Origin of the sequence: Campylobacter sp. BCW_6464 (assembly GCF_001762775.1) — a bacterium.
Lineage (GTDB): Bacteria > Campylobacterota > Campylobacteria > Campylobacterales > Campylobacteraceae > Campylobacter_D > Campylobacter_D jejuni.
The window spans coordinates 35,211-48,230 of sequence record NZ_MJXM01000078.1; the positions used below are offsets into that span (position 1 = coordinate 35,211).

Below are 13,020 nucleotides of genomic sequence, written 5' to 3' on the forward strand. Positions count from 1 at the left end.
TTAAATCCTTGTGGAATTTTATTGAAATTCAGTGATTTTTAAATCAAATAGTATTAAGATAAATCGATTTAAAAATCGGCTTTAAAATGAATATTAGGTATATTTTGCATAATATTCATTCAAGCAAAATTTAAAGCTATTTTTGAAAATTTTGAATGCATGGGGGCTTTAATGGATTTGGAAAAATTAAGATTAGCTAGAAGTCTTTATTATCAATGTCTAGGAGAGCTTTTTGTTTTTTCATTTTCTGAAGAAAGATTGTCAAAATTACAAGAGTATTTAAAGACAATGCAAGAATGTTTATTTGATGAAAATTTAAAATCAAATTTTGATATCTTGCTTAAGCATTTAGATGATGAAAATTCTATACAAGCATTTTTTAAAGAATATGATTTGCTTTTTTTAAGTCTTAAAAATAGCATTCCAACGACTTTTTCTTACATAGAAGAAGGTTTTGAAAATTCAAATCCTTTACTTTGCGTGCGTCAAATTTTAGTCAAAAGTAAAATAAGACGCAATGAAAAATTTTTTAAAGAAAGTGAAGATAGTGTTGGATTTTGTTTATTGTTAATGAGTGAATTTTTAAGGCAAAATGAAGATGATTTAGCCAAAGAGCTTTTTGAAAAAGTGATCAATAAAAGCATTGATGAGTTTTTAGGCGATGTTTTCATGAATAAAAATGCGAATTTATATAAGGAAATTGCAAGTATTGCATCGGCTTTTATGGAATTTGAAAGACTTTGCTTTGAAGTGGAAAAACCTGCAAAAATAAATTCTAAAAAAGTGCAAAACGATCTATCGCGTTCAGAATTTTTAAGAAGAGAAGCAAATAAACAAAGGAGGACTCGTGAAAAATCGCAGGGAATTTCTTAAAAAATCCGCTTTTGCCTTAGGGGCTGCTGGAGTGCTTGGTAGCACAACTTTAGCTCTAGCTAAAGATGAAGAAAGAAAAGATTTGGTTAAAGGTAAAAGTAAGAAAAAAGAAGTGCTTTTTCAAAGAAGTGCTAATTGGGAAAATTATTATATAAAGGCTGAGTAATGTCAAGTGTAGGTGAAAATATCAAGCTTACGCGTCGTTCTTTTCTTAAAATGGCAGCACTTTCAAGCCTAGCAACACCGTTGCTTGCTAGAAGTGAAACTTTAAGAGAAGCGAGTGCTGATGAGCTTAAAGAAGCTTATGAAGGTAGTAAAAAAGTAAAAACAGTTTGTACAGCCTGTTCTGTAGGCTGTGGGATTATTGCAGAAGTGCAAAATGGTGTTTGGGTGCGTCAAGAAATCGCTCAAGATCATCCTGTGAGTTCAGGTGGACATTGCTGCAAGGGATCTGATATGATCGATATGGTGCGTTCACATGTGCGTTTAAAATATCCTATGAAAAAAGAAAATGGAGAATGGAAACGCATAAGTTATGAGCAAGCTTTAAGTGAGATCGGAGAAAAACTAGCTGCTTATCGTAAAGAAAATCCTGAAAGTGTTATGTTTTTAGGTTCTGCAAAACTTAATAATGAACAAGCTTATTATATAAGAAAATTTGCAGCATTTTTTGGAACGAACAATGTAGATCATCAAGCTAGAATTTGACACAGCGCAACAGTCGCCGGTGTGGCGAATACATTTGGTTATGGCGCTATGACAAACCATCTTGGAGACATCCAAAGAAGTAAATGTATCATTATCATTGGAGCAAATCCAGCGGTAAATCACCCTGTGGGTTTTAGACATTTCTTAAAAGCAAAAGAAAAAGGTGCAAAGCTTATCGTTGTAGATCCTAGATTTACAAAAAGTGCAGCAAAAGCGGATATTTATGCAAGAATTCGTCCAGGAACTGACATTGCTTTCATGTATGGAATGCTAAAAATCATCTTTGATGAAGGTTTAGAAGATACAAAATATCTTGATGAAAGAGTTTTTGGAATTGATAAAATTCGCGAAGAAGCAGCAAAATGGACAGCCGAAGAAGTAGAAAATGTTACGGGAATTTCTAAAGAACTTTTGGTGCAAATCACTCACGAAGTAGCTAAAAACAAACCAACTACGCTTATTTGGGCTATGGGTTTAACTCAACATACTGTAGGAACTTCAAATACACGTTTAGCACCTATTGTGCAAATGGTACTTGGAAATATAGGTAAATTTGGTGGCGGAGTTAATATCTTACGCGGACACGATAATGTTCAAGGTGCTTCGGATATGGCTTGTTTGAGTGAAAATTTACCTGGTTATTATCCTTTAAATGAAGCGACTTGGAGATACTATGCCAAAATTTGGGGTGTGGATTATGAATGGCTTTTAGGAAATTTTGTAAGTAAAGATTGGATGCATAAAACCGGACTTTCACTTGCTAGATGGTGGGCAGCAGCTTTAAATGGAAAAGATGGAAATGATGCTATCGATAATGCAGGAACGCCTTTAAAAGCTTTAGTAGTTATGGGAAATGGTATCACTTCAACCGCACAACAAGTAAAAGTTAAAGAAGGTTTGGAAGCTTTAGAGCTTTTAGTTTTGGCTGATCCTTTTGTAAATGAAGCAGGGATTATCGCAGAAAGAAAAGATGGGATTTATCTTTTACCTGCAGCAACACAGTTTGAAACAAGCGGAAGTGTAACAGCTACAAATCGTAGTGGACAATGGAGATTTAAGGTTGTAGATCCACTTTATGAAAGCATGGAAGATCAAGAAATTTTATTTGAGCTTTCTAAAAAATTAGGTTTTTATGAAGACTTTACCAAGACTTTACGCGATGAAAAAGGTGAGATCGTTTGGCCTGAAAATGCAACAAGAGAAATTGCAAAAGCAGTTAGAAGTATAGGGCTTAATGGTTGGAGTCCTGAAAGGCTTAAAAAACATACTTTATACTGGGATAAATTTGATGAGGTAACTTTAGAAGGAAAAGACGAAGTTGCTGGCGAGTATTACGGGCTTCCTTGGCCTTGTTGGAGTGATAAGCATCCAGGTTCTCCTGTGCTTTATAATACCGACATTGAAGTAGCAAAAGGTGGTATGGGCTTTAGAAACAATTTTGGACTTGAGTATGAAGGAGAGAGTTTACTTGCTAAAAATGCGCCTTTAAATTCGCCTATTGATACAGGTTATCCACAAATTACTAAAGATAATATAGAAAAAGTTTTAGGCATTACTTTAAGTGCTCAAGAAAAAGAAAAAATGGGATCAACTTGGTCTTATGATGATAGCAATATCATAGCAACTAAATGTATAGAAAAAGGCATAGTTCCTTATGGAAATGCTAAAGCTAGAGCTGTAGTTTGGACTTTTAAAGATAAAATTCCACTCCACCGTGAGCCTTTACATTCTCCAAGAAACGATTTGGTGCAAAAATATCCAAGTTTTGAAGATCAAAAAGCACTTTATCGCGTGGATACTAAATTTGTTTCTGTACAACAAGCTAAGGATTATTCTAAAGAATTCCCGCTTAATCTTGTTACCGCAAGACTTGTGAATTTAAATGGTGCAGGTATGGAAAATAGAGCGTCTATGTATCTAACGCGTTTAACACCTGAAATGTTTTGTGAGATCAATCCTGAATTAGCAAAAGAGCAAGACATTAAAGCAGGAGATATGATTTGGGTACATTCTCCAGAAGGCACTAAAATTCATGTAAGAGTGAAGGTTAATCCAGGTGTAGCAAAAGATATGATTTTCTTGCCTTTCCATTTTACAGGAGTTATGCAAGGCGTGGATTTAACGCACAATTTCCCAGAAGGAACTAAGCCTTATGCAAGCGGAGAAAGTGCTAATACGGTAACAAATTATGGTTATGATATCATGTGTCAGATTCCAGAGACTAAAGGTGGGCTTTGTAGAATCAGTAAGGATGGAAAATGAGTAAGGTAAATTTTGCAAATTTAGAAAAAGAACGCTTGAAATTCTTTTGTGATAATGAGCGTTGTATTGATTGTAATGGTTGTGCGGTAGCTTGTGATGAAGCACATGAGCTTCCTATTCATATTCGCCGCCGCCGTGTGATTACTTTAAATGAAGGAATTCAAGGAAAAGAAGTTTCAACTTCTATTTCTTGTATGCATTGTGATGATGCTCCTTGTTCTATCGTTTGTCCTGTGGATTGTTTTTACATCCGTGCTGATGGTATTGTTTTGCACGATAAAGAAATTTGCATAGGTTGTGGATATTGTCTTTATGCTTGTCCTTTTGGTGCACCACAATTTCCAAAAGATAGTGTTTTTGGAAATAAAGGCATTATGGATAAATGTACTATGTGTGCAGGTGGCCCTGAAGCAACGAATTCAGAAAAAGAAAGAGAACTTTATGGTCAAAATCGTATCGCAGAAGGAAAAGTTCCTGTATGTGCTGCGATGTGTTCGACAAAAGCACTTTTAGTAGGTGAAAGTTCTAAAATAGAAGAGATTTATCATAATAGACTTATGAATAGAAATTATGGCATTCCAAATCCTTCAGAAAGTTTGGAGTGGAAGATTGCTTACACAGGAAAGGAACGCTTATGAGAAAAGTATTTGTAACGCTTTTGTTAAGCGTGGTAAGTTTATTTGCTTATGGTAGCGAGAGAATGGGACAAGATACTCAAATTTGGGATTTTCATCGTATTACAAATATCCCAAATTATGATACTTTTGGCAAACTTTGGACAACTTTGCAAGGTGAATATATAGCTACTATAGCTTTAATCGCTGTTATTGCGGTATTATCTGCATTTGCTTTGCATTATATGGTTATAGGACCTAAGCAATTTTCACACGATGGAAAGAAAATTTATGCTTTTACATTATTTGAAAGACTTTTTCATTTTATCGCGGCAATTTCTTGGGTGATTTTAGTGCCAACTGGTTTTGTGATGATGTTTGGGGCGACTTTTGGAGGCGGACTTTTTGTAAGGGTTTGTAAAAATTTACATGCTTTTGCAACGGTTTTATTTATCATCTCTATAATCCCTATGTTTTTATGGTGGATTAAAAGAATGCTTCCTGCAAGTTATGATATCAGATGGATGATGATAGTAGGTGGTTATTTAAGCAAAGTAAAACGTCCTGTACCTGCAGGTAAGTTTAATTTTGGTCAAAAATCTTGGTATTATATAGCTGTATTTGGTGGATTTTTGATGATAATTACAGGTGGATTTATGTATTTTCTTGATTTTAATTCCACGGCAATTCAAGGTCTTTTTGGTTTAACTCAAATTGAACTTTTAAGAATTTCAGCTATAGTGCATAATTTCTTGGGTATAGTGTGTGCAGTGTTTTTTGGCGTGCATATTTATATGGCAGTATTTGCAATCAAAGGCAGTATCCATTCTATGATTAGTGGTTATAAAGAAGAAGAAGAGGTTTATATTTTACATTCTTATTGGTATAAAGAATTAAGCAATAAAAAGCAAATTGAACCTAGTTTTTCTTATGATCCTAATGTGAAAATTTAATTTTTTATCAATCTCTCTTAGTTTAAGAGAGATTTTTAAATTTAAATATTTATAAAATTCTTATACTTAAATTCGATATTTTATATTAAGGACTTTTTTTCATTAATAAAATAAGTTTAATTAAATTAGATTTTTATTTTGGGGTGAGATTTGATCTAGGCTAAACTCTCTACCAAAGCCTAGTAAGAATTTGTGTTTAAAGATTGACTAAGTAAGGTTTTAACATATTTTATTGTTTGATTAAATTAGCTATAAGAATAAGAACAATTAAAGCAATTATAAATATTGTTCTTTAATCATTCTAATCTCCATAAACACTAGGTTTTTTAAACTTTAGCATTTTTTATCTTTTTTTATTAAGGAATATTATTAATTTTTAAGATGTTTTTAAATTTAGTCAAAGTAAAAGTGATTAAAAATATTTTAAAATAAATTTATTTCTAATTTAATTTCTTAAAAACATTTACATTTTAATCTACACTGCGTAGTAAAAAAGCGTGTTTGTTATATCTCTTTTAATCCTATGCACGGCAGAGATTGCCGTACTATATAGGTTAAAACTTTTAAATTCTTGTGTTTTAACAAGAATTTCGTTGTAAAGAATTCTCAAAAAGTTTAAGATTAAAATTTATACTTAAGTCCTACTTGACCACTTAAGTAAGTTTCATTTTTATTATCTACTTTACCTGCTAGTATTTGTTTAGCACCAAAGCCAAGATTCATACTGAGTTGATTTGTAAAATCTACATTACCCCCTACGATAATTTGTCTGTATGTTTTTTTCTTGTTGTTAGCTTCTACACTAGTAAAGAAAGCATTATTTATAGCTAAATTAGCTGTGTAATCATCACCATTATTGATAACAAATTGTTCTATTTTTGGAGTTACAAAAATATAAGAGTTTTCATTCATATATTTTCTAAATTCAGCACCCACTTCAACACTTACAGAATTGTTTTTCATAGAATCAATATCTTTAGCAATAGCACCATTTTCTGTATGAGATGGAGTATAACTAAAATAATAATTTATCCCTGCAAAAGGTTTAATAAATAAAGTATTATCACTAAAGTCAAACACACGACCTACATTAGCACTAAATCCTAAGAATTTGCTTGTATAATCTGAGTTATATGCACCATCTGTTTGAATATTGTCTTGTTTAGTTGGAGAAACTTGAGCATAAGCTTTAAGATTAAGTTCCCATTGTGGAGCTATATTGATAGTAGAATACATACCTAATTGGAAGTTATCGCTTTTTTGTTCTAAATTATTGTCTTTGATTTTAGCATTTGCATAAGTAAAATAAGCACCCCATAAAACATTATCATTAGCTTGTTTATCTACCCCTACGGTAGCACCATACATTGCACCACTATCTCCATCGATAATGTTAGCATCACCAAAAGCATTAGCCCAAATACTATTGGTATATTCATTTACATAGCTTGGTCTCATATCACTATCTAAAGCAGCAAATTTAAGGCCATTCATTTTAGAAGCATAAGTTCCAAAAGGATTGTTTAGCATTGCTACACGAGAACCTATAGAAACATCATTAGAAATATTCATAGTGGTATTTACTGCACTAGAAGCTGAATTGAGATTAGATACAGATTTACCTGTATTGTCTGTGTCTTTTTTGATTTGTAGGGCTAGTTTTACACCGCTAAAACTTTTTAAATCTAGTCCTAAACCTTGTCTACAAGTTTGTCTGCGATTTCTCTAAGATTAAGTACAGCATTATATTCAGCACTTCCTTCTTTAAGGTTGTATAATTTTACTACTTCTTTGTCTAAGTTTGGATTGTTTTCGCCTTTTTGTATTATTTCATTTAATTTATTTTTTTGGTCTTCAAGCTGTTTTTTTTATTTGTTCATTATCATTAAATTGTTTTATTAGTTTTTCTAGCATTTTTAAGTCAATTTTTAATTGAGTTAGAGTATTTTTTAAATGCTCAGTTGCTGTTCCATTTGCTACCAAGCATTTGTTAGATCCGCAATTTACTTCTTTTAAATTGTAATCTACTAATTCCATATCCAGCAAATTTTTATCAAGTGTTATACTTTGAAAGGTGTCTTGATTTTTATCTATATCGATATAATCACTTGCAAATTTGCCATATGAAGCTTCAGCTGTATTTGATGTGCTTATATCCTTATTAAATCCTTGTGCTTGGATTAAAAGTGTGTTTTTAGCAAGCAAATCTCTAAAAGATGTACCATTTACGCTAAATTTAGAATTAGTGATATTCGCATTATTAGCAACTTTTATAGAATAATTTTGCACTGCATAAGGATTGCCAAATTCAAAAAAGGTTTTGTCTGCATTTAAATTTCCATTTACGACAAGGTTATTTCCATATACAGATACTCTTGAGCCTTTTTGTGTATCATCTTCTACTAAATTAGTTCCGCTAAGGCTTAAATCTCCATTGAACACCGAGCCGCTTTGATTGACATATAAATTCATATCTTTAAGTATGGTTTCTTTAGCATTTACATAAAGATTTGCAATGTAAGAACTTTCCATACCAACATTTTCGATATTTAAAGTATTTTTATCACCCAAATCAAAGACATACTTAAATTCATCAGTATCGATATCTTTATCATCTGGATTTAAAAAGCTTTCATCATCAAATCTAGGAATGTTTGATTTTATGGTTAAATCATTGCCTTTTAAACTATCTCCATTTATTAAAACTACATCTTGCCCTTTAACTTCAAAATAATCTTGCAGATTTTTTCCGCTAATCCCATCTAGTTCTATTTCAGTTGGTGTTGTCTGAGCTTCAACTAAGGTATTTTTAGAATTTAAATCTACTGCCATTACATTGCTACAAAGTGCAGCACCTAAGCCAAAACCCACTAAAACTTTACTCGCCGAAAACGAAAGCTTCATAAATTCTCCTTATACAAAAAATAAAAAACCATTATACCCCTCCCCATAAAAAAGAGCTTAAGAAGTAATTTTATAAAGAGAAAATTTTATTTTTGTTTTTAAATTTCAAATTGTTAGTATATTTTCACTTGAAGAGTTTAAAGAGTAAATTTATGTTTTTTTGATATAAAATGCTTTAAAATTCTTAAAAATTATAAATTAAATCCCTATTTTTTTATCAGTATTACTTTTAATTATGTTTTTTTGATATAATTAAATTTTTAAAATAACGCGAAAAGAGAAAGCTTATGGAACCCTTATTTACAACCCAAATTTTAAAATATAAAGGTGATGAATCTTTTACATGCGATGATACTTTAGTACGTGAAATTAAGCTTGAAATTTTTATTAATGATGAAAAAGTAGGTGCTTTAATGGCAACTCCTGTAGATGAACAGGCACTAGCAATAGGGTATTTAATGAGCGAAAATATCATTGCAAAAGTAAGCGATATTGAGAACATAGAAACAAAAGATGATGGTATGAGTGTGCATATCAAAGCAAAGATTGATAAAGAAAATTTAGCAAAGCTTAATGCTGAAGGCGTAGTTATAAGTGGTTGTGGTAGAGCACATACTGCAAATATCGATTTAGAAGCCATTGAAGCGAGTAAAATTAGTTCTGATGTAAAATTTAGCAAAGATGAAATTTTAAAACAAATGAGTACTTTTTATACTCAATGCGAGCTTTACGAGAAAACAGGCTGTGTGCATACGGCTAAGCTTTTTGTAGATGAGAAAACTTTTTTTATAGGTGAAGATATAGCTCAACATAATACCATAGATAAAGCTTTAGGAAAAGCACGTTTAGCTGGGGTTGATTTAAGTCAATGTTTTTTAATGGTTAGTGGAAGGCTAAGTTCTGAAATGGTAGCTAAAGCAGTTATGCATAAAATTTCAGTGCTTGTTTCACGCACGGCTCCTACTTGTTTAGGGGTTATGATAGCAAGAAAATTTGATTTAACGCTTTGTGGTTTTGCTAGAGAAAATAAGATCAATATTTATAGTGGAGAATTTAGAATTCATGGATAAAAATCAAGAAAAAGAAATCATCTCATACATGAGAGAATTGTTAAATAGTAATGAAAAATTAGATTGTGGTACGGCTTTTAAAATTGCAAAGAAATTTAATATAAATATAGAAAAAATCGGACAATTAGCCGATGAAAATCACATGAGAATTGATAATTGCGAGTTGGGGCAATTTGGACATTTAGATTTTGAAAAAGCAAAGATTGAAGTGCTTAAAAAAATAGAACCTAGTTTAGATGAAAAGCGTAGAATTTTTTGTAAAGATGCAAGAGATATTGCTAAAGAAGGTTGTGGACTTAAAAGTATGCGTTCAGCTTTAAAAGCTTATAAGGTTGATGTAAAGTATTGTCAACTTGGTTGTTTTAAAGAAAAAAAAGGTAAGCAATTTATAGTAAGAACAAAAACTTGGATTGAAAATGCGGATGGAGATTTGCTTTTTGGACGAGGAAAAACAGAACTTTTAGAGCTTATCGGACAAACAGGTAGTTTATTGCATGCTTCTAAACTTATGGGGATTAATTATAAAAAAGCTTGGATGCATTTACAAACCTTACAAAAAAATTCTCAAGAAATTTTAGTTAGCACACGACAAGGACGCTCTAAAGAATCAGGAACAAAACTTACTCCTAGAGCTTTGGAATTAATGGAAAATTACTCTATTTTGCAAAAGGATATAGAAGAATACGCTAATAAACGCTTTAAAGAATTGTTCTTAAAAGGAAAAAAATAAATCTTCTATCAAAAAATACTAATACATAATATTTTTATAATTAATTAATAGTATTTTTTTAAAAAATATGTTAAAATATAAAATCCAAAATTTTATTTTAGGAGTTATTAAGATGTTTAAATCTTTAAATATAGGTTTAAAACTTATTTTTTCTGTAGCAACTGTTGTTGTTATTGGGCTTATTATTCTAATTTCATTAATCACAAAACAAGTAAGTCAAAATATTACCAAAAATACAGAAGATATTCTAGCTTCTATCACGAAAGAATATGCTACCCAAACTCAAGGAATTTTTGGGGAAATGATTGCTTTAAATAAAAGTATTTCAGGTACTTTAACAGAAATGTTTAGATCAACTTCAAAAGAAAATTTAGATATAGACAGTATAACAAATATTATAACCAATACTTTTGATAATAGTGCTTATTCTAATTTTACTTATTTGTATCTTATCGATCCGCCAGAATATTTTAAAGAGGAGAGTAAATTTTTCAATACTCAAAGTGGAAAATTTGTTATGCTTTATGTTGATGAAGAAAAAGATAGTAAAGGCGGGATAAAAGCAATACAAGCTAGTGATGAAATAGCTAATTTACAAGTTGTGCAAGATATATTAAAAAAAGCAAAATATGGGGAAAATAAAGTATATATAGGACGTCCTATTAGGATGAATTTAGAAGGTCAAGATTTTGATGCTGTAAATATTGCTATGCCTATATTTGACCGAAAGAATCAAGTTGTAGGTGTTATCGGTATGACTTTGAATTTTTCGGCTATTGCTACTTATCTTTTAGATCCCAAGAGTCAAAAATATGATGGAGAATTAAGAGTTCTTTTAAATTCAGATGGTCTTGTTGCAATTCACCCTAATAAAAATTTGGTTTTAAAAAATTTAAAAGATGTCAATCCTAACAAAGGCGCACAAGAGACTTATAAGGCTATGAGCGAAGGAAAAAATGGAGTTTTTAACTATATAGCTTTTGATGGTGATGATTCTTATGCCGCGATTAATAGTTTTAAAGTGCAAGATAGCTCTTGGACAGTTTTGGTAACTGCCCCTAAATATTCAGTTTTTGAACCTTTGAAAAAATTACAATTAATTATTATTAGCGCATCTTTTATTTTTATTTTTGTTGTTTTGGGAGTGGTTTATTATTGCGTAAGAAAAATTGTTGCAACAAGATTACCAATTATTCTTAACTCTTTAGAATCTTTTTTCCGTTTCTTAAATCATGAAAAAATTGAGCTTAAATTAATTAAAATTCGAGCCAATGATGAATTAGGGGCAATGGGAAGAATCATAAATGAAAATATTGAAAAGATTCAAATATCTTTAGAGCAAGATCAAAATGCTGTAGATGAATCGGTGCAAACTGCTAAAGAAATTGAAAAAGGTAATTTAACTGCAAGAATTACTAAAAATCCTATAAACCCTCAATTAGTAGAACTTAAAAATGTTCTTAATAGAATGCTTGATGTTTTGCAAAGTAAAATTGGTTCTAATATGAATGAAATTAATAGAGTTTTTGATAGTTATAAAGCGCTTGATTTTAGCACAGAGGTGCTTGATGCTAAAGGCGAAGTTGAGATTACAACTAATATTTTAGGTAAAGAAATTAAAAAGATGCTTGTAGCTTCTTCAAATTTTGCTAAAGATTTAGCCAATCAGTCAGAAGAGTTAAAAAATTCTATGCAAAAACTTGCTGATGGCTCTAATGCACAAGCGAGTTCTTTAGAACAATCGGCTGCAGCTGTAGAGGAGATTAATTCTTCTATGCAAAATGTAAGTGGAAAAACAGTTGAGGTTGCTTCGCAAGCTGATGATATAAAAAATATTGTCAATGTGATTAAAGATATCGCTGAGCAAACGAATCTTCTTGCTTTAAATGCAGCTATTGAAGCTGCACGTGCTGGAGAACATGGGCGTGGTTTTGCAGTTGTTGCAGATGAGGTAAGACAGCTTGCGGAAAGAACAGGGAAATCCTTATCTGAAATCGAGGCAAATATTAATATACTTGTTCAAAGCGTAAATGAAGTAGCAGAATCTGTAAAAGAACAAACAGCAGGAATCACACAGATTAACGATGCTATAGCACAACTTGAAACTGTAACTAAGGAAAATGTCGAAGTTGCAAATGTTACCAATAATATAACAAATGAAGTCAATCAAATTGCTGCAGCAATTCTTGAAGATGTGAATAAAAAAAGATTTTAAAAAAGCTCATTTTTGAGCTTTTGAATTTTTTCTATATTATTTAAAATTTTTAAACACAAAACAAGTAATAAAATAATATTATTTTTCAAAGCTAATATCAAGGAAAAATAATGAAAATTGATTGTCGCAATCTTTCTTGTCCTCAGCCTATAGTTGAAACAAAAAACGCTCTTGAAAAACTTCAAGAAAATGAAATTTTAGAAATTGTTTTAAATTCTATTATTTCAAAAAATAATGTTGTAAAATTTCTTAACTCTTTAAATTTAAATCCTATTATAGATGAAAATGCACAAGAGTTTTGCATCAAAGTGCAAAAAAAGAATTTTAATTCTAGTGAAGTAAATATTCACGATTATAATGTTTTATTTTTAAAAACCGACAAAGTGGGTGAGGGTGAATTGGGACAAAATTTACTTGTAGGATTTTTAAGTACCTTAAAAAATTTAGATCATGCTCCAAGTAAAATTCTTTGCGTAAATGAAAGTGTTTTAATCAATGTTGATGAAAATCATAAAGCACATTTAGCTATGAAAGAACTTGAAAATTTAGGTATTGAGATCATAAGTTGCGGAGCTTGTTTGGAATTTTTTAATAAAAGCAAAGAACTTAAAATAGGAAATATAGGCAATGCTTATGAAATTTTAAACGAGCTTTTTGGTAAAGCAAAGATTATTACTTTGTAAAGGAAAAA

10 protein-coding genes and 1 pseudogene are annotated in these 13,020 nt (G+C 30.9%); 9 read left to right on the forward strand and 2 right to left on the reverse strand.

The features are described from left to right. Window positions 1-159: 159 nt before the first annotated feature. Genes AJ885_RS08250 through AJ885_RS08275 form a run of 5 tightly spaced genes read left to right on the forward strand, consistent with a single transcriptional unit; the run spans window position 160 to window position 5,410 of the window. Window positions 160-873 carry a molecular chaperone gene (locus AJ885_RS08250; RefSeq protein ID WP_002851502.1) on the forward strand — a complete coding sequence of 238 codons (714 nt, stop codon included), beginning with the start codon at window positions 160-162 and terminating at the stop codon, window positions 871-873. Continuing rightward, window positions 848-1,039 carry a twin-arginine translocation signal domain-containing protein gene (locus AJ885_RS08255; RefSeq protein ID WP_002851537.1) on the forward strand — a complete coding sequence of 64 codons (192 nt, stop codon included), beginning with the start codon at window positions 848-850 and terminating at the stop codon, window positions 1,037-1,039. The genes AJ885_RS08250 and AJ885_RS08255 overlap by 26 nt, the downstream gene beginning before the upstream one ends. Next, on the forward strand, window positions 1,039-3,843 hold the full coding sequence (locus AJ885_RS08265) for a formate dehydrogenase subunit alpha (RefSeq protein WP_079264430.1): 2,805 nt from the start codon (window positions 1,039-1,041) through the stop codon (window positions 3,841-3,843). The genes AJ885_RS08255 and AJ885_RS08265 overlap by 1 nt, the downstream gene beginning before the upstream one ends. Further along, entirely contained in the window at window positions 3,840-4,481 is a 642-nt protein-coding gene (gene fdh3B / locus AJ885_RS08270) for a formate dehydrogenase FDH3 subunit beta (RefSeq protein ID WP_002851264.1), read from the forward strand. Before AJ885_RS08265 ends, fdh3B begins: the two co-directional genes overlap by 4 nt. Beyond that, window positions 4,478-5,410 (forward strand): formate dehydrogenase subunit gamma, encoded by a 933-nt coding sequence (locus AJ885_RS08275; RefSeq protein WP_002867229.1) that lies wholly within the window; start codon window positions 4,478-4,480, stop codon window positions 5,408-5,410. The genes fdh3B and AJ885_RS08275 overlap by 4 nt, the downstream gene beginning before the upstream one ends. A gap of 621 nt (window positions 5,411-6,031) precedes the next feature. Here AJ885_RS08275 and AJ885_RS10990 read toward each other — a convergent pair. Together AJ885_RS10990 and AJ885_RS10995 are read right to left on the reverse strand one after the other, a co-directional pair. Further along, window positions 6,032-7,146: pseudogene (locus AJ885_RS10990) on the reverse strand (autotransporter outer membrane beta-barrel domain-containing protein); the annotation flags it as partial. A 118-nt stretch (window positions 7,147-7,264) separates the two neighbouring features. Continuing rightward, on the reverse strand, window positions 7,265-8,314 hold the full coding sequence (locus AJ885_RS10995; RefSeq protein ID WP_002881764.1) for a hypothetical protein: 1,050 nt from the start codon (window positions 8,312-8,314) through the stop codon (window positions 7,265-7,267). Between the two features lie 287 nt (window positions 8,315-8,601). Here AJ885_RS10995 and fdhD point away from each other — a divergent pair, with 287 nt between their 5' ends. From fdhD to yedF, 4 genes are all read left to right on the forward strand, one after another. Beyond that, window positions 8,602-9,384, forward strand: coding sequence for a formate dehydrogenase accessory sulfurtransferase FdhD (gene fdhD / locus AJ885_RS08290; protein WP_070210370.1), 783 nt, complete (start codon window positions 8,602-8,604; stop codon window positions 9,382-9,384). Next, window positions 9,377-10,114, forward strand: coding sequence for a winged helix-turn-helix domain-containing protein (locus AJ885_RS08295; protein WP_002862159.1), 738 nt, complete (start codon window positions 9,377-9,379; stop codon window positions 10,112-10,114). The genes fdhD and AJ885_RS08295 overlap by 8 nt, the downstream gene beginning before the upstream one ends. 112 nt (window positions 10,115-10,226) lie before the next feature. Next, window positions 10,227-12,329, forward strand: a complete 2,103-nt coding sequence (gene ccaA / locus AJ885_RS08300) for an aspartate chemotaxis receptor CcaA (RefSeq protein ID WP_002862158.1) — start codon at window positions 10,227-10,229, stop codon at window positions 12,327-12,329. 110 nt (window positions 12,330-12,439) lie between these two features. Continuing rightward, complete coding sequence (yedF, locus tag AJ885_RS08305; RefSeq protein ID WP_002867054.1) at window positions 12,440-13,012, forward strand: sulfurtransferase-like selenium metabolism protein YedF; 573 nt, start codon at window positions 12,440-12,442, stop codon at window positions 13,010-13,012. Window positions 13,013-13,020: the final 8 nt, after the last annotated feature.